The sequence below is a fragment of the Xanthomonas sp. LMG 12461 genome, from assembly GCF_009192935.1.
GTDB classification, from domain to species: domain Bacteria; phylum Pseudomonadota; class Gammaproteobacteria; order Xanthomonadales; family Xanthomonadaceae; genus Xanthomonas_A; species Xanthomonas_A sontii.
The window spans coordinates 1-17,815 of the sequence record NZ_NQYT01000046.1 but is presented as its reverse complement, the minus strand read 5'-3'; the positions used below and the strand labels follow the sequence as shown (position 1 = coordinate 17,815).

Sequence of the window (17,815 nt, the reverse complement as noted above, 5' to 3'; positions counted from 1 at the left end):
CATGCCACCCGGGGGCTGCGCGCCGTACCCTCACCCCAGCCCCTCTCCCGGCGGGAGAGGGGCTCGGTTCCTTCCTTCCCACCTCGGAAGAAGGTGCCCCGAAGCGGCGGATGCGGCGCTAGCGCTTCGAATCCGGCAAGGTGTTGATCGCAAGCCGCCAGGACGGGGTGCCGTGGCCGAGGTGTTGGGCAAGGCCGGCACAAGCAGGATCGTAAGCCGCCGCCAGCACCAGCAGCGCTACCGCGTCCTCGGCCGCGTACGGTGCACCGATCACGTGGCCGGCTTCGCCGTTGTCCGAGCGCGCCTTGTCGAACGGCACCTGGCTGCCGACGAACTCCGCGTGGCTGCGATCGCCGCGCAGATACGGCAGCAGCCAGTCGACGCTGCGCGCCAGCGATGCGCCGTTCGGCGCGCGCCAGTGGTACAGATCCTCACCGCGTTCGGAGAACAGCAGTGCCAGCGTCACCAGCGGACGCAGGTCGTAGACGTGGTAGGACAGTGCACCGCGCTCGACGAAGTCGATGCTGCGGCCGTCGGGCAACAGGTTGTCGGCGATCTGCTGACGAAAGCCGGTGCGGGCGTAGTCCAGCAGCCGGGCGTCGTCGAGCGCGGCGCCGATCATGCCCACGGTCTTCAACCGGTGGCTGTGCCAGTTGTTGGTGGCGGTCTTGCGCTTGAGATCGCGCGAGCCGATTTCGGCATCGGCGATCTTTCGCATCCATGCATCGATGGCGCGGCGTTGCGCGTCCGGCAGCGCCGGGCGGACGATGCGGTAGGCGAAGATCGCCGGTTCCAGCCCGGTCTCGTCGATCGGGTTGCCGTTGGGCACATTGCGCGCGGTCCATTGCGCGAGCTGGTCGCCGGCGGCCAGCGCGTCGGCGCGCTCGCCGTCCAGGGCGTAGCGCAGCGCCAGCGCCTGGATGCGCGGCATGTCGCCCAGGCTGGTTTCGGTCGCCGCCTTCACTGGATCGCCGCGCAGGCGGCCGCCGGTGCTCAGATTCTCGAGCGGATGCGCGCCCTGCGTGCGTGCCATCTCGGCCAGCCGGGCCTGCGCCGCCTCGACCTGCCGCCAGGCCGGATCGGTGGCGGCTGACGCGTGCAACTGTTGCCATTGCTCCGCGGTCGGCCACAGCCGCTGCACCGCGGCGGCGGGCGTGCTGTGGGTCAGCACGAGTCCGGCAAGCACCACGCCGAGACCGGCGTGCGATGAGCGAAGCATGGCGATCTCCGGAAGCGCTGGCGAGGGTGTCGGGCGACTGTAGGCGCGATGCGGTGAACGCCGGATGGCCCGAGTCCGGGAGCACGGTCGCCAGCATGCGCTCGCCGATGCGCGGATGGCGACGGGTCGTATCGGCGCCAGCGCGGCGTCACGCGCGCGGCTGCCAATGCCTGACAACGCGCTAACCTCCCATCTTGCGCCGGTGAGGGCGCTTCGCGCTGCGTACCCTCACCCCAACCCCTCTCCCGACGGGAGAGGGGCTTTGGCTTCCCTTCTCCTCCCCGGACCACGGCCTGCTTTTCGGGGGAAAGGTTCCGAAGGGGATGAGCGGCCGAGCGATGTCGTGCCCAACCGGCCGCAACCACGCTCCGACTGTCCTATCGCGTCCGATCCAGCAGCCACAGTTCGACGCGCTCGTTGCGCGCCTTGGCTACGGCGTCTTCGCCACCGATCAGCGGATGCAGTGCGCCGAGACCGCGTACCCGTTCCACGGCGACACCGCGTTGCACCAGGTACGCAGCGACCACGTCGGCGCGATCGTTGCTGGCGATGGTCGGGTACAGCCGGTTGGCGCTGTCCGGCGTGGCGAAGCCGATCACCGCCAGGGCGCGGCCGTGCATCGCCGGCTGTTGCATGAAGGCGACCAATCGGTCGAGATCCTGGGCGCTGCGCGCTTCGTACATGCCATTGAGCGACTGCAGGCTGAAACGCAGCGTGGTGGTCAGGCGCCGGGCGCCGGTGTTGGCCTGCGCATAGCTAGCATCCGCGCGGGCAGCGGTGGTGCCGCTCTGCGGCGTGGCCGGATCGACGTCGATCGCCATGGAAATCGTGCCAAGCCGGCGCACCAGCTGTTGCGCCTGCGGACCGAGGGCGTACAGGGCCAGGCTGCGGCCGAGCGCCGACATCATCTGGCCGCCGTACAGGCTATAGCGCTGGACCAAGGGATAGTCCTCGCCGCGCACGGCTGCTGCCGTCGGGAGCACCGCGATACCGCCGTCGGCGATGGCCAGCGCACGTGTGCCGGCCGGCACCGGCGTGGTCAGCCCGACGATCGCCAGTGCGTCGGGATGGCCGACGACGGCGCGTGCGGCCTCGGCCAGGTCGGCATGCAGGACGTTCCCCGGCATGCGCACCGCCGGCAGCGCCAGGCGTTCGCGCAGGAAGTCGTCGAGACCGCCGGGGATGACACTGCGGTGCAGCGCGATCGGCAGGTCCGCGCCGCCGAGTTGCGACCAGCGCGTGGTCCGGCCGCTCAGGATGTCGCGCAGCTGCACGACGCTCAGCGTGGCGATGGGGTTGTCGGCGGCGACCAGCACCCGCGCGCCATCCAGGGCGACGACGAACTGTTGGTCCGGCGAGCCCAGGTCGCCGAGCTGCCAGGCGGCCTCGCGTTCGCGCGCATCGGGCTGACGCGCCAGCATCGCCAGCTCGGCGTCGCCATGCACCAGGTCGGCGATGCCGGCGGCCGAGCCGGTGCCGGCGATCTCGACCACCAGCGGCGCATCGTCGCGCACCGCGGCGATCTCCAGCGTCGTCGCATCGACGCGACGACGTTGCAGTTGCCGGTAGCCCATGCTCTGCAGCCAGGCTTCCACCAGCGCCGGCATCAGCCGCGCGCCGAGGCTGTTGGAGCCGTGTACGCGCAAGCGCTCGGCCGGTTGCGCGGACGCGGACGGCAGCGCGCACAGCGCTGCTGCGCCGAGCAGCAGCAGGCGCAGGGTGAAACGCAACATGGGATCCCCCCTGGGATCTGGACAGGCGCGGCAGTGTTGGCGATCGGCGTGACATCGCAGTGACTGTGCGCATGGTCACGCACGACAACGCGGCGTCGCGGCGTGTCCTGTCAGCGGTCCGCGCGCGACGCGATCGCGCGCGGACCGGACACTCTCAGGCGGATCGAAGCCGGCGTTCGGCGGCCTGCGCCCAGCGTGCGGCGATCGCCGGCGAGGTGATGCACACGGCGCTGTCGGTGACCGTGGTCACCGCGCGTTCCAGCAACTGGATGTCGGCTTCGTGCTGGCGCGCGACATGCGGATCCTCGAAGAAGATCGCGCGGTGGCAGCGCCGTTCCAGCACGCGATCGGCGATCTGCGCGTCGCCGCCCATCGGGCCGCTCTGGTAGCGGTACACCCACGCCTGGCCCTGCGGCCAGCCGCGACTCCAGGCCAGTTCGTTGAGCCGCTGCCCGGTGGTGCCGGTGGCCACGCGCTCGGCGAAGCGCGACAGCAGATCGAAATGTTCGCTGGCGAAGGCCAGCATCTGCGGTTTCATCGCATCGTGCGCGATCAGCGCCAGGGTTTGCCGCTGCAGCGCATACAGGTCGTCGGCGCCGGTGTCGGCGGCCAGCCCGGCGTGGACGCGCTCCATCTCCACCCAATCGCGGGCGCTGGCCACGGTGGAAATGAACGGCTTGCCGTGGATCACGCACTGGCGCTTGAGCGCGATCGCCTCGGGGAAGATCGAGGACGGGTCGACCGGATCGATCAGGTAGATGGCGCCGTCCAGGGTCCGTTCGGCGCCTTCCAGTCCGACGACTTCGGCCACCAGCTTCATCAGCCCGCCCTCGCGGCCGAACGGGTAGCGCTTGAGGCCGGCATGGCCGGCCAGCAGGCCGGCCCGGATGATCGCCTCGTGGGTGCGGCCGACCGCGTGCAGGCCGAGCTGCAGTTCGCGGATGCCGGCCTCGCTGGCGCGCAGCCAGCGGAACAGCGCGGCATCCTTGCCCTGGTGGTGCAGTCGGTTGGCGGCCAGGCCCAGGCGCATGCGTCGATCCCCGCGGAAGAGGTGCGACAGTCTGCGCCCGATCGCGGTGTCGACTCAATCGCTGCGCGATCGCCGGGCCGCTGCTGCGGGTGCCGGCCCTGCCGCTGTCACTGCGTGACCTGCTGCGCGCGCACCGCCAGCACGTCCATCTGCGGCTTGTCGGCGCCGCTCTTGTCCGGCTGCAGGTTGAACGCATAGTCGCTGCGCCACCACGCGCCGCCGGCCCAGGCGGTCCAGCCCAGCCAGACGTCGCCATTGTCGTGGACGTAGCCAAGCATGGTGTCCAGCGCCGCCAGGCAGGTGGGATCGCTGCTGCCGCCGAACTCGCCGAGGAAGCCGCGATAGCCGTTGGCGCGCAGCCACTGGGTGAACGCTTGCAGGCGTTCCGCACCGATGCTGGTGCTGACGCAGGCGGCGCTGGTGCCGGAGGAGTCGGGATCCAGGTACTGATGCACTTCGAATGCCAGGTTGCCGGCGGGGTCGTGGACCGTCAGCAATCCCTGCGCGTTGGACACGCCGTACCAGGTGCTGTTCCAGCTGTGCGCGCCGCTGAAGGCGGTGCCGGGCACCAGGATCAGGTTGTCGGCGCCGGTGCCACGGATCGCATCGATCGACGCCTGCGCGATGGCCGCCCAATCGCCGGAGGCGAGGCCGTTGGGCTCGTTCATCAGCCCGAACGCCACGCTGCCGTCGTTGCCGAACACCAGCGCCAGGCGCCGCCACAGATCGGCCAGCGCCGCCGCCGGCACCGCGTCGCCGCCGATGCGCACGCCGTCGTACTTGGCGTAGTTGTGCACGTCCAGAATCAGGTGCAGGTTGTAGCGCCTGGCGCGTTCGACCGCGGTGCGCAGCGCGTCGAGTTGCGCGGTGTCGAGCGGGCCGTTGGCCTGCGGCTGCAGTCGCTCCCACAGGAACGGCAGGCGCACGATGTTCATGCCCTGCGCCGCGGTGTACGCGTAGTCGGCGTCGGTGGGATACACATAGTCCTTGAACAGCACGCCGGGCTTCTTCGCCGAGTTGAACTCGGCGCCGGCCAGGTTGATGCCGGCATAGCGCAGCGTCTGCTGGGCGTTTGCGAACGGCGCGCAGGCGGCCACGAGCAGGCACAACACGGCGCGCTGCCGCCATTGCGGGGAGCGGAAAAAACGGGAATAGCGTGGCATGACGGATCCTTCGTGGGGAAAGAGCGGCAGGCGACGCCACGATGCGGCGTGCGCGGCCGTGCACCACGCTGCAACCGTCATGCCAGAGCGATCGAGGTCATCGGAAATATGCGACGCATTGCACGTCGCACGCCATGCGGGCACCTTCAATCACCTGCTTGCGTACAACCCGGCGGATGCACGTCGCTCTGTAGGAGAGGCTTAAACCCGCAACGGCGCGTGCCCAGGCAAAAGTCCGCTGCCGCTGAGCCGGTGAAAGGGCACGCGCCGTCCCTCGCAGACATGTCCCGACGTGACTTGGAGGTGCCTAGTTGTCGACGTGCGCCACGGCGTTGTCACGCATGCGCCGCGCTCAGCGCGTGATGCGCTGCGCCCAGGGCGCGAGGATCGCCATCTGCGGACGGTCGTGGCCGTCGGCGTCGGGTTGCACATTGAACGGATAGTCGGCGCGCCACCAGGCGCCGCCGGCCCAGTAGCTCCAGCCCAGCCACAGCGTCGGGTGCTGCGCGATGTCGGCCAGCATGCCGTCCAGCGCGCGCCGGCAGGTGGGAGTGTCGGCGGCAGCGAATTCGCCGAGGAAGCCGAGATGGCCGGTCTGCTGCAGCCAATCGGTGAAGGCGCGCAGGCGTTGGACGCCGATGTCGTCGCTCACGCAGACCGGGCTGGTGCCGCTGGAATCGGCGTCCAGGTACTGGTGCACTTCGATCGCCACGCGCTGCAGCGGGTCGTGCAGCGTGGCCAGCGCGCTGGCGTTCGAGGTGCCGTCCACTGGCGTGTACCAGCTATGCGCGCCGGTCCACAGCACGCCCGGTACCAGGACCAGGTTGCTGGCGCCGGTGGCGCGGATCGCATCGACCGCGGCCTGCGCGGCGGCGGCCCACGCGGCCGGGCTGATGCCGTGCGGCTCGTTCATCAGCCCGAATACCACCGCATTGTCGCTGCCGTAGGCGCGCGCCAGACGCTGCCACAGGTCGACGAAGGCGGCGACCGGCAGGCCGCTGCTGCCGATGAGGCGGCCGTCGCGGCGCGCGTAGTTGTGGATGTCCACGATCACGTACATGCCCTGCGCCTTGGCCTGCTGCACGGCGTCGTCGATCAGCGCCAGTTGCGCGGCGTCGAGCGGGCCGCGCGGTTGCGGCTGCAGGCGTTCCCAGCGCACCGGCAGGCGCAGCAGGTTCATGCCCTTGCCGGCGAAGTAGGTGTAGTCGCTGCTGCGCGGATAGGTGTAGTCGACTCCGACGATGCCGGGAATCTTCGACGGCGCGATCTCGGCACCGGACAGGTTGACGCCGGCGAAGCGCAGCGCCTGCTGCGCCTGCAGCGACGACAGTGGAACGGATAGGCACAGCAGCAGCGCGGCACGCCAGGCGTGCCGCGACCGCCGCCGCAAGGTGCGCGCGATCATGGTGAGTCTCCTTCGGCATCAGAGGGGGAACCCGGCCGAGGAGATGCCAGGCCGGGCTGATGACTACGGTGTGCGGACACCGTAGTGCATTGCCGAGGACGAGGCGATGCGCTGCGTGCGCGCATGCATGGATCTGTGCGGCGATTGGCAGCGCGAACCGGTACTGGATCGCGCTGCATGTGCTATGCCAGGCGTGCGCGTCGCTCACGTTGCATGGCGTGTTGCCGCGTTGCCGACACGCGGCGCCGGCAGCGACGGCTCACTTCTTGCCGGTGATCTCGCGCGCGTACTTGGACAGGATCTCCATCTGCGGCTTCTCGCTGCCGTCCTTGCCGGGCTGCACGTTGAACGGATAGTCGGGCTTCCACCACGCACCTGCGGCCCACCAGGTCCAACCGAGAATCACGTCGTCGTTCTTCTGCATGTAGCTGAGCATGTTCTCCAGCGCCTGATTGCAGGTGGGCGTATTCGCGGTGGCGAACTCGCCGATGAAGCCGACCTTCTTGTTCTCGCGCAACCAGCTGACGAAGCCGGCCAGCTTCTCGGCGCCGGCGGTGGCGCTGACGCACTCGCCCTTGGTGCCGCTGTTGTCGCGGTCCAGGTACTGGTGCGCTTCGAACGCCATGCGGTTGCGCGGATCCTTCAGCGGCTGCAGGGCCACCGCGTTGGGCGTGCCGTAGGCGGTGCTGCGCCAGCTGTGCGCACCGGTGTAGGCAGTGCCCGGCACCAGGATCAGGTTGTTGGCGCCGGCCTTGCGGATGGCGTCGATCGCCGCCTGCGCCGCGCTGGCCCAGTCTGTCGAGGAGACTGCGTTGGGCTCGTTCATCAGCCCGAAGATGACGTGGTCGTCGCTCTTGAACTCCTTGGCCAGGCGCCGCCACAGGTCGGCGAACACCTCGTCGGGGGCGCCCTCGCTGCCGACCAGCGCGCCGTTGTACTTGGCGTAGTTGTGCGGGTCCAGGATCAGGTACAGGTGGTTGGCCTTGGCCTGCTCCACCGCCTTCTTCAACAGCGCCAGTTGCGCCGGGTCGAACTCGCCCTTGGCGGTGGGCTGCAGGCGCTCCCACAGGAACGGCAGGCGGATGGTGTTCATGCCCTTGCTGGCGAAGTAGCTGTAGTCGCCGGCGGTCGGGTAGGTGTAGTCCTTGTACAGCACACCGGGCTTCTTGCCGGAGTTGAACTCGGCGCCGGACAGGTTGACGCCGGCGTACTTGAGCACGCTGCGGCCTTCGGCGGCGGCGTTGCAGGCGACGGTGGCGAGCAGCAGTGCCAGCGGCAGGGAACGCCAGCGCGGGGAACACGACGAGGAAAGCGGCATGGGGGAGCTTCCTGGAGTGAGGGGAGGCGCCGTCCGCGTCGGGGGAGCGCAGAGCGGCAGGCGCAAGCGTGCAAGGATCGCCCCCGTGATCGCCAGCCTGCACGCACCCGTGTTAGCCCGGCATTCACCTGGCGCGGACACGCTGCGCGCGGACGTCGGCGGCGTCACATCAGGTGCGTGGTGCAGCCGTCGGCAGCGGCGTGATCGAGGTCGCGGCCATGCGTCCATCGCCGGCGCGCCAGGTTGGGTGCGCAGCGCAGGACGAGCGGTGGAGAAGGTGTTCGCTAGAGGCCGGTGACGCTACCTGCGCCGCGGCGGTGGTGGCGTTGAAGGCGATCGCTGCCGGCGACGGTGGTGCCGAGGCGGTAGCGTTCGACGAGGTCCATGCCGAGGCCAGCGCTGGCGCTGGCGACGTGGCGGGAGGCCGGCCGCTCCAGGCGTCCTCCACTCTCGAATGCAGAGCGCAGCGGTTCGGCGATGCGGTCGAAGGTCGCATCGCCCAGTCGAGCAAGTATTGCCGGCGTCGTCGCCGCCGCCGTCGCCGCCGAACTGACCGAACGCTGCAGCAGCCTCGCAGCGTCGCTCAGGCCGCAGCCTGGGTCGTCACCGGCAGGCGGTTGCCGATCCATTCGGCGATGCTGGCTGCCGCGTCGCGGCCTTCGGCCACCGCAGTCACCACCAAGTCGGCGCCGCGCACGGCGTCGCCGCCGGCGAACAGTTTCGGGTTGGTGGTCTGGTACGGCAGGCGGCCGCTGCCGTCGGGCTCGCTGCCGCCGGCGAGGATGCGGCCGTTGGCGGTGCCTTCCACGCCCTGCGCCGCCAGCCAGTCCGGCACGCTCGGCGAGAAGCCGAAGGCGATGATGACCACGTCCGCGTCCAGCAGCGATTCGCTGCCTTCCACCGGCACCGCGGCCTGGCGCCCGCGCGCATCCGGCTCGCCCAGACGGGTCTGCACCACGCGCACGCCGGCCAGGTTGCCGGCGGCATCGGCTTCCACCGCCAGCGGCTGGCGGTTGAACAGGAAGCGCACGCCTTCCTCGCGCGCATTGGCCACCTCGCGCGCCGAGCCGGGCATATTGGCCTCGTCGCGGCGGTAGGCGCAGGTGACCTTGGCCGCGCCCAGGCGGATCGCACTGCGCACGCAGTCCATGCCGGTGTCGCCGCCGCCCAGCACGACCACGCGCTTGCCGCTCAGGTCGGGCAGCGCGATCTTGTCTTCCCAGCCGGCGATCGGCCGGCCCCAGGGATCGTTGCCGCCGACGATGCGGCTGTTCTGCACCAGGAACGGCAGCGCCGGCAGCACGCCGGGCAGGTCCTGGCCGGGCAGGCCGCCGTCGGTGTAGCGGTAGGCGCCGGTGCCCAGGAACACCGCGTCGTACTCCTCCAGCAACTGCTCCAGGCTCACGTCGCGGCCGATCTCCACGCCCAGGCGGAACTGCACGCCCATGCCTTCGAGCACTTCGCGGCGCTTGCCGATCACGCTCTTGTCCAGCTTGAAGCTGGGGATGCCGAACTGCAGCAGCCCGCCGATCTGCTCGTAGCGGTCGTATACCACCGCCTGGATGCCGGCGCGTGCGAGGCGGTCGGCGCAGCTGAGCCCGGCCGGGCCGGCGCCGATCACCGCCACGCGCTTGCCGGTGGGTTCCACCTGGCTCAGGTCCGGGCGCCAGCCGTTGTTGAGCGCGGTATCGACGATGTACTTCTCCACCGCGCCGATGGTGACCGCGCCGAATTCCTCCAGCGTGCAGCTGCCTTCGCACAGGCGGTCCTGCGGGCACACCCGGCCGCACACCTCCGGCAGCGGATTGGTGCTGTGGCACAGCGCCGCGGCCTCTTCGATACGGTTTTCCTGCACCAGCTGCAGCCACTGCGGGATGGCGTTGTGCACCGGGCACTTCCAGCTGCAGTACGGGTTGCCGCAATCCAGGCAGCGCCCGGCCTGGTACTGCGCATCGGCCTTGTCGAACTTGCCGTACAGCTCGTTCCAGTCGCCGGAGGTGCGCAGTTCCACCGGAATGCGTTGCGGCATCTGCCGGGGCAGGTCGAGGAACTGGAAGGCGTGTTTGCGGCTCATGGTGTGGGGAACCGGGAATGGGGAATGGGGAATGGCAAAAGCGAATCTGCGCGCGCGATCGGAAACTGGGGGAGCCGGGCTTTTACCATTCCCGATTCTCCATTCCCGATTCCCGGCGCGCCGCCATCAGGCGGCGCGCCTCAGCGACTCGGTCAACGACTCGATGCTCGCCGCCTTCGGTTTGACCAGCCAGAACTTGCCGACGTAGTCGCGGAACTCGTCGAGGATCTGCTGCGCCCAGATGCTGCCGGTCAGTTCGCGGTGGCGGCTGATCAGCTTGTGCAGGTGCTGGCGGTGGCTCTCGAAACCTTCGGCGGAGATGCGGTGGATGTCGATCAGTTCGTGGTTGTAGCGGTCGACGAAGTCGCGGTCCACGTCGAGCACGTAGGCCAGGCCGCCGGTGAAGCCGGCGCCGAAGTTCAGGCCGACCTTGCCCAGCACCAGCACGATGCCGTCGGTCATGTACTCGCAGCAGTGGTCGCCGGCGCCCTCGATCACCGCCAGCGCGCCGGAGTTGCGCACGGCGAAGCGCTCGCCGGCGCGGCCGGCGGCGTACAGTTCGCCACCGGTGGCGCCGTACAGGCAGGTGTTGCCGATGATCGCGGTGCTGCGCGCCTCGAAACGCGCGCCGCGCGGCGGACGCACCACCAGGCGGCCGCCGGCCATGCCCTTGCCGACGTAGTCGTTGGCCTCGCCTTCCAGCTCCAGGTGCAGGCCGCCGGCGTTGAACGCGCCGAAGCTCTGCCCGGCCGAGCCGCGGAAGCGCAGGGTCAGCGGCGCATCGTCCATGCCGTGGTTGCCGTGGACGCGGGCGATGGCGCCGGACAGGCGCGCGCCGATCGAACGGTCGGTGTTGTGGATCAGGAAGCGATGGTCGCCGCCGCGCTTGTGCGCGATGGCGTCGGCAAGCAGGCCGTCCATCTGCGTGGCCAGGCTGTCCGGCGATTCGTACAGGCGCTGCGCGGCGCAGTGGCCGCCGTCATGACGCACGTCCTTGAGCAGCCGCGACAGGTCCACGCGCACGCCTTCGCGCGGCGAGATGTCCAACTGCTGCAGCAGTTCGGTGCGGCCGACGATCTCGTCCAGCGAGCGCACACCCAGGTACGACAGCCATTGCCGCACTTCCTCGGCCAGCAGCCGGAAGAAGTTCTCCACGCGCTCGGGCAGGCCGACGAAGTGGTTGGCGCGCAGGCGCTCGTCCTGGGTGGCCACGCCGGTGGCGCAGTTGTTGAGGTGGCAGATGCGCAGGTACTTGCAGCCGAGCACGATCATCGGCCCGGTGCCGAAGCCGAAGCTGTCCGCGCCCAGGATCGCCGCCTTGACCACGTCCAGGCCGGTCTTCAGGCCGCCGTCGGTCTGCAGGATGGTGCGTGCGCGCAGGTCGTTGGCGACCAGCGCCTGGTGCGACTCGGCCACGCCCAGTTCCCACGGCACGCCGGCGTAGCGGATCGAGCTGACCGGGCTGGCGCCGGTGCCGCCGTCGTGGCCGGACACGGTGATCAGGTCGGCGCCGGCCTTGACCACGCCGGCGGCGATGGTGCCCACGCCGGCATGGCTGACCAGCTTGACCGACACCAGCGCGCTCGGATTGACCTGCTTGAGGTCGTAGATCAGCTGCGCCAGGTCTTCGATCGAGTAGATGTCGTGGTGCGGCGGCGGCGAGATCAGGCCGATGCCCGGCTTGGCGTAGCGCAGCCGCGCGATCAGTTCGTTGACCTTGTGCCCGGGCAGCTGGCCGCCTTCGCCGGGTTTGGCGCCCTGCGCGACCTTGATCTGCAGCACCTCGGCGTTGACCAGGTATTCGGGGGTGACGCCGAAGCGGCCGGAGGCCACCTGCTTGATCTTGGAGCGCTTCTCGGTGCCGTAGCGCGCCGGGTCTTCGCCGCCTTCGCCGGAATTGCTGCGCCCGCCGAGGCGGTTCATCGCGATCGCCAGCGCCTCGTGCGCCTCCGGCGACAGCGCGCCGAGGCTGATCGCGGCGGTGTCGAAGCGACGCAGCAGGTCCTCGGCCGGCGCCACCTCGTCCAGCGGCGTCGGCGTGGCCGCGCGCTTGAGCTGCAGCAGGTCGCGCAGGGCCGAGGCCGGGCGCCCGTGCACCGCGGCGGCGTAGGCGTCCCAGTCGGCCTGCAGGCCGCTGCGGGTGGCGCGCTGCAGGGTCAGCACCACGTCCGGGTTGTACATGTGGTACTCGCCGCCGTGCACGTACTTGAGCAGGCCGCCCACTTCCGGCTTGAGCAGGTCGTTCCAGGCGCGCGCGGCCAGTTGCCGCGCCTCGGTGTCCAGCCGCGCCAGGCCGACGCCGCCGATGCGCGCGGCGGTGTCCGGGAAGCACAGCGCCACCACGTCCGGATCCAGCCCGACGATCTCGAACAGCTGCGCGCCGCGGTAGCTGGCGATGGTGCAGATGCCCATCTTGGAGATGATCTTGGACAGGCCCTTGTAGATGCCCTTGCGGTACTTGCGGCCGATCTGGGTCTGCTCGCCGCCGCTCTTGAGCAGCAGGATGCCGCGCCGGCCCAGGTCGAACAGGGTCTGGTAGGCCAGGTACGGATACACCGCGGTGGCGCCGAAGCCGAGCAGGCAGGCCATGTGGTGCGGGTCGCGCGCGGTGCCGGTCTCGATGATCAGGTTGACGTCGCAGCGCAGGCCCAACCGCGAGAGGTGGTGGTGCACCGCGCCGGTGGCCAGCAGCGCATGCGCCATGGGCCGCTCCGGCACCGGGTAGCGGTCGGTCAGCAGCAGCATGACCTTGCCGTCGCGCGCGGCCTGTTCGGCCTCGGCGCAGATGCGCTTGAGCCCGGCTTCCAGGCCTTCCTCGACGCTGTAGGACAGGTCGATCTGCGCGTTGCGGGTCAGGTACTGCGGCATCTTCAGCAACTGCCGCAGCTTGCGCTGGCTGAGCACCGGCGAGTTGAGGATGACGTGGTTCACCGTCTCCGGGCCGGCATGGAAGATGTTGGTCTCCTTGCCGAGCTGGGTGGTCAGCGACATCACGCAGTCTTCCCGCAGCGGGTCGATCGGCGGGTTGGTGACCTGCGCGAAGGCCTGGCGGAAGTAGTCGTACAGCGGCCGGGTGTGGCGGCTGAGCACCGCCATCGGGGTGTCGTCGCCCATCGAGCCGGTGGCTTCCTGCTCGGTCTCGGCCAGCGGCCGCAGCACCTGCTCCACTTCCTCGGTGCTGAGCTGGAACAGCTTGTGGTAGCTGCGCAGGGTGCGCTCGTCGAACGGCTCCTCGACCAGCGAGGGATCGATCAGTTCGGTCTGCAGGTAGGTCACGCCCTGCTGCAGCCATTGCTTGTACGGGGCGCGGCCGCGGTTGATGCGGTCGATAGCGTCCGAATCGAGCAGGTCGCCGCGCTTGAGGTCGATGGCCATCATCTCGCCGGGGCCGAGCTTGCCCTTGCGGGTGACGCGCTCGGCCGGCAGTTCCCACACGCCGGCTTCGGAGGCCACCAGGAAATGCCGGTCGGAGGTCAGCATCCAGCGCGCCGGGCGCAGGCCGTTGCGGTCGAGCATGCATGCGGCGTAGCGGCCGTCGCAGGCGACGATGCCGGCCGGGCCGTCCCACGGCTCGGTGTTGAGGCCGTAGAACTCGTAGAACGCGGCCAGGTCGGCGTCCTTGAACTCCAGCGACTGGGTGGCCGGCGGCACCAGGATGCGCAGCGCCTGCAGCAGATCCATGCCGCCGGCGACCAGCAGCTCGAGCATGTTGTCCAGGCTCTGCGAATCGGAGCCATGCATCGAGATCACCGGGTCCAGCTCGGCGATGTCGAAACGCGGGGTCTTCCACACCTTGCTGCGCGCCTGCGCCCAGTGCCGGTTGCCCTCGATGGTGTTGATCTCGCCGTTGTGGGCGAGCAGGCGGAACGGGTGCGCCAGCGGCCAGCGCGGCAGCGTGTTGGTGGAGAAGCGCTGGTGGAACACGATGGCGCTGGAGGCCAGGTCGTTGCGCTGCAGGTCCGGGTAGAAGGTGCTGAGCTTGTCCGGCAGCACCATGCCCTTGTAGCTGATGCCGTTGGGCGAGAGCGTGGTGACGTAGAAATCGGCGACCTCGCGCAGGCGCTGCTCGGCGCGGCGGCGCGCCAGGAACAGGGCCAGGGCGAACGCGTCTTCACTCTGCTCGGCGCCGGCGTCGACGAACACCTGCTCGATGCGCGGCAGGGTGTCCTTGGCCAGTTGCCCGCACACCGCATCGTCGGTGGGGGTGAGGCGCCAGCCGCACGGTCGCACGTCGACGCGGCGCAGTTCTTCTTCCAGCACCTGGCGGCAGCGCGCGGCGGCGTCGGCATCGTCGCGCGGCAGGAACACGTTGCCGGCAGCGAAGCGCGCGCCGACCGCGATGCCGGCCTCGCGCGCCAGCGCGCGCAGGAACGGCTCGGGTTTGCGGATCAGCAGGCCGCAGCCGTCGCCGGTGAGGCCGTCGGCGGCGACACCGCCGCGATGGGTCATGCGCGACAGGGCGGCGATGGCGGTATCCACCAGCGCCCGCGAAGGTTGGTCGTCGAGTTGCGCGACCATGCCGAAACCACAGGCATCGCGCTCGTCTTGGGGGTCGTAGAGCCCGTGGCGGTTGCGGGGGGCCATGTCTGCCTCTGAAAGCGATCCGAAGGAACGCGGCGACACTCGCCCCCGCTCTGTCCTGGAGCGCTTCTTGAGGTCACCGGAATCCCGACTAAAACATAGTTGGTGCGGTGCCGCAATACACCGTTACACCTGCAACTTCAGCGCTGGCGGCGGCGCTGTCGCCGCCGCCGCGCCGGGCGTCCTGGCGGCGCCCCCGCGCCTGTCCTTGTACGTACCCGGGACTGTGTCATTGCCCGTCATGGACAGACGTCCACTCCCTCGCACTTCCTTGCCCCGGGCGCGCGCAAGGGCGGCGCGACCTGCCCGGGAATGAGGACAGGCCCTAGCCGCAGCGCACGCCGGTGATCTGGTTCTTCTCGTCGACCTCGATGTTGAGCCGTTCGCCGTTGAACTCCATGGTCACCGCCTGGTTCGGCTTGAGCACGCGCGCGGTCTTGGCGCCGGCATCGCTGCGCGCCTGGTCCAGCAGCGTCGGCGCGAAGGTCTGGCCGACCAGGCCCTGCGCCTGCGAGGCATCGCAGGTGCCCACCGGAGGGGCGTCCGGTGCGTTGGCCGGGTCCGGCGCGGCGGCCTGCTGCGCGGCGGCCTGGGCCTTGGCGCCCACCTGTTCCTGCTCGTCCGGCGGCGGCGCGCCGCAGGCGGCCAGGGCCAGCGCCAGGCAGGCCGTGCCGAGCAGGCCGGCACGCGTGGACGCACGGGAGGAAAGGAGGTTGCTCATCGGGGCTCCTATGGCTGGAGGGAGATGGGGTGAAGCATAGAACGTGTGACGCGCTTTGCGTTGCCGTCGTCTCGCCGGGCGACGGCACACGCCGGCGCAGCGCAGGTTCCGGTGGCGACAGGATCGGATACCGCGCGTTCGCCAGGCGTTAACCGGCACGCTGACACGCCTGGCGGGAATGGCTTGAGCCGCGACGCGTGATGACCAAGGCGCGCTGACCACGTCAGGCGTCGGGACTGAAGTCCCTCCCACACGGACTGCAGCACTTCCGCAGCGGTGGACCGACATGCCGCAGGCGGCAATCGCTCACGCGGCCTAGCCGCGGCACTGCCGACAATCGATGCTCGTGGAACCGGCGGCGCTGGCCGCGGTTCCGGCTTCCGGAGGTCCGATGTCCAACGCGTCCCGTTCCACCGCCGCGGCCGAGGCGGCGCGTGCCCGCCAGTCCCGCCAGGCCGCCAGCAGCGCCGGCCTGGTCTATGTCAGCGATCAGGAGCCGGGCATCGTCCGCCGCCGTGCCGGCAAGGGGTTCGGCTACCGTCTGCCAGACGGCAGCGCGGTGCGCGATGCGGCCACCCTGCAGCGCATCCGCCAGCTGGCGATCCCGCCGGCCTATACCGAGGTGTGGATCTGCACGCGCGACAACGGCCACCTGCAGGCGACCGGCCGCGACGCACGCCGGCGCAAGCAGTACCGCTACCACGCCGACTGGGCGCAGGTGCGCGGCGACGGCAAGTTCGAGCGCATCGTCGCCTTCGGCCAGGCCCTGCCGCGGCTGCGCCGGCGCCTGCGCCGCGACATGGCCCTGCCTGGCTACCCGCGCGACAAGGTGTTGGCGATGGTGGTGGCGTTGATGGCCGAGACCCTGGTGCGCGTGGGCAACGCCGAATACGCGCGCAGCAACCGCTCCTACGGCCTGACCACGCTGCGCAATCGCCACCTGGCATTCGTGAAGGGCGGCCGTGCGCGGCTGCAGTTCCGCGGCAAGGGCGGCCAGGAGCACGACATCGAGGTCGACGACGTGCACCTGGTCAAGCTGATCCGCGGCTGCCAGCAATTGCCGGGGCAGGCGCTGTTCCAGTACCGCGACGACGACGGCCAGCTGCAGCCGGTGGATTCGGGCGAGGTCAACGACTACCTGCGCGAGGCGATGGGCGAGAGCTTCACCGCCAAGGACTTCCGCACCTGGGGCGGCACCCGCGCCGCGCTGCAGCGCTTGGCCGCGCTGCCGCTGCCGGACACCGGCGGCGAGCGCGCGCTGGCGCAGGCGCAGAACGCGGTGATCCGCGAGGTGGCCGAGGCGCTGGGCAATACTCCGGCGGTGTGCCGCAAGGCCTATATCGACCCGTGCGTGTTCGACGGTTGGCGCTGCGGCCGCCTGCACGGCCTGTGCGAGGGCGTGCGCGGCGAGCGGCAGTGGGACCTGATCACGCTGAAGTACCTGGGCCGGGCACGCACCGCGGCACGCAAGGCGGCCAAGGCCGCTGGCCGCAGCGCGGCCAAGGCGCCGTCGCTGCGCAAGGGCGCGCGTGCTGCGCGCAAGGGTGCTGCGGCGGGCGCGCAGGGCAGCGGTACCCGCGCCAAGCGCAAGACCGTAACTCCCGCACGCAAGCGCGCCTGAGCACCGCGCCGCCGCGGCGGGCCCGGCGACGCGGATCAGCCGCAATACACAGTAGTGATGTTGTTGGTCGGGCCAACTTCGACGGTCAGGCGGTCGCCGCCGGTTTCGCGGGCGCCGCGGTTGGCGCTGTCCACGCCGCTGGAGGTGGCGCCGTTGTCGCTGACGCTGCTCCTCACCACCTGCACCTTGAGACTGTCGCTGTCGACGCGGGCGCGTTCGACGGTCATGCGCGAGGCGGCCAGACCGACCGCGCCGCGCACCTTGTCGATATGGCACTGGCCGGAGATGACGCCGTCGATCGGCTGCACCTGCGCCACCTGGGTGGTGCTGCAGGCGCCGAGCAGCAGCACGGCGGCGAACGGGGCGAGGCGGGCGAGCGGGTGGCGGATCATGGGGCGTCTCCTTCGATCGATGGCGCGAGCCTGTCGCGGCGCATGTTTGCGCCGCATGAAGAGATCGCGCCGGCGGTTTCACCGGTCGTGGCCGCCGGCGGGGCCAGACTCGGGATTCCCCCAGCAACCGGAGCCGATCATGGCCACCTGCGATGTCTGCGGAAACGACTACGACCAGGCCTTCACCCTGACCCAGGGCGCGCGCAGCGGTACCTTCGATTCGTTCGAGTGCGCCATCCACGCCTTCGCCCCGCGCTGCAGCCACTGCGAGTGCCGCATCGTCGGCCACGGCGTGCAGGCCGGCGAGCGCATGTTCTGCTGCGCGCACTGCGCCCAGCACGCCGGCGTCAGCGGTCTCGCCGACCGCGCCTGAGCGACGCCCGTTTTTTCCTCTCGAGGAGGGCTGCGCGATTGCGCCCTCCTCCCGCATCCGGAGTACTGCCGATGGCCTCCCGCAAGCGTCCTGCCGCCACCAAGTCCGCCCCGTCCAAGCGCAGCAGCGCCACGGCGTCGTCAAGCGCCAAGACCGTGCAGCAGCAACGCGCGCTGCAGCGCGCG

At 70.3% G+C, this 17,815-nt stretch carries 13 protein-coding genes; 2 read left to right on the top strand and 11 right to left on the bottom strand.

Going from position 1 to position 17,815, the window contains the following annotated elements; genetic code table 11:
- Positions 1 to 118: 118 nt before the first annotated feature.
- The 10 genes from CEK68_RS12830 to CEK68_RS12785 all read right to left on the bottom strand — a co-directional run bounded on the left by CEK68_RS12830 (position 119) and on the right by CEK68_RS12785 (position 15,244).
- A complete protein-coding gene (locus tag CEK68_RS12830; RefSeq protein WP_152239611.1) occupies positions 119 to 1,219 on the bottom strand; it encodes an alginate lyase family protein in 1,101 nt (366 codons plus the stop codon).
- A 377-nt stretch (positions 1,220 to 1,596) separates the two neighbouring features.
- Positions 1,597 to 2,952: a substrate-binding domain-containing protein gene (locus tag CEK68_RS12825; protein ID WP_152239610.1), complete on the bottom strand. Its 1,356-nt coding sequence runs from the start codon at positions 2,950 to 2,952 to the stop codon at positions 1,597 to 1,599.
- Between the two features lie 154 nt (positions 2,953 to 3,106).
- A complete protein-coding gene (locus tag CEK68_RS12820) occupies positions 3,107 to 3,982 on the bottom strand; it encodes a methylglyoxal synthase (RefSeq protein WP_152239609.1) in 876 nt (291 codons plus the stop codon).
- Between the two features lie 107 nt (positions 3,983 to 4,089).
- On the bottom strand, positions 4,090 to 5,145 hold the full coding sequence (locus CEK68_RS12815) for a glycoside hydrolase family 5 protein (RefSeq protein ID WP_152239608.1): 1,056 nt from the start codon (positions 5,143 to 5,145) through the stop codon (positions 4,090 to 4,092).
- Positions 5,146 to 5,497: 352 nt separating this feature from the next.
- On the bottom strand, positions 5,498 to 6,550 hold the full coding sequence (locus CEK68_RS12810; protein ID WP_152239607.1) for a glycoside hydrolase family 5 protein: 1,053 nt from the start codon (positions 6,548 to 6,550) through the stop codon (positions 5,498 to 5,500).
- A 259-nt stretch (positions 6,551 to 6,809) separates the two neighbouring features.
- Positions 6,810 to 7,868: a glycoside hydrolase family 5 protein gene (locus tag CEK68_RS12805; RefSeq protein WP_152237970.1), complete on the bottom strand. Its 1,059-nt coding sequence runs from the start codon at positions 7,866 to 7,868 to the stop codon at positions 6,810 to 6,812.
- Positions 7,869 to 8,152: 284 nt separating this feature from the next.
- Positions 8,153 to 8,497 carry a hypothetical protein gene (locus CEK68_RS12800; protein WP_152239606.1) on the bottom strand — a complete coding sequence of 115 codons (345 nt, stop codon included), beginning with the start codon at positions 8,495 to 8,497 and terminating at the stop codon, positions 8,153 to 8,155.
- Entirely contained in the window at positions 8,452 to 9,942 is a 1,491-nt protein-coding gene (locus CEK68_RS12795; protein WP_017914802.1) for an FAD-dependent oxidoreductase, read from the bottom strand. The genes CEK68_RS12800 and CEK68_RS12795 overlap by 46 nt, the downstream gene beginning before the upstream one ends.
- Positions 9,943 to 10,068: 126 nt before the next feature.
- Positions 10,069 to 14,526: a glutamate synthase large subunit gene (gltB, locus tag CEK68_RS12790; RefSeq protein WP_152239605.1), complete on the bottom strand. Its 4,458-nt coding sequence runs from the start codon at positions 14,524 to 14,526 to the stop codon at positions 10,069 to 10,071.
- 322 nt (positions 14,527 to 14,848) lie between these two features.
- The gene (locus tag CEK68_RS12785; RefSeq protein ID WP_017913485.1) at positions 14,849 to 15,244 is read right to left on the bottom strand and encodes an I78 family peptidase inhibitor; all 396 of its coding nucleotides are present in this window, start codon (positions 15,242 to 15,244) and stop codon (positions 14,849 to 14,851) included.
- Between the two features lie 391 nt (positions 15,245 to 15,635).
- On the opposite strand from CEK68_RS12785, the gene CEK68_RS12780 reads away from it, so the two are divergent.
- Positions 15,636 to 16,865, top strand: a complete 1,230-nt coding sequence (locus CEK68_RS12780) for a DNA topoisomerase IB (RefSeq protein WP_152239604.1) — start codon at positions 15,636 to 15,638, stop codon at positions 16,863 to 16,865.
- A gap of 35 nt (positions 16,866 to 16,900) precedes the next feature.
- Here the strand turns inward: CEK68_RS12780 and CEK68_RS12775 are convergent, their stop codons facing one another.
- Positions 16,901 to 17,257 (bottom strand): hypothetical protein, encoded by a 357-nt coding sequence (locus CEK68_RS12775; protein WP_152239603.1) that lies wholly within the window; start codon positions 17,255 to 17,257, stop codon positions 16,901 to 16,903.
- A 139-nt stretch (positions 17,258 to 17,396) separates the two neighbouring features.
- On the opposite strand from CEK68_RS12775, the gene CEK68_RS12770 reads away from it, so the two are divergent.
- Complete coding sequence (locus CEK68_RS12770; protein ID WP_010342266.1) at positions 17,397 to 17,630, top strand: hypothetical protein; 234 nt, start codon at positions 17,397 to 17,399, stop codon at positions 17,628 to 17,630.
- The last annotated feature ends 185 nt before the right edge of the window (positions 17,631 to 17,815 follow it).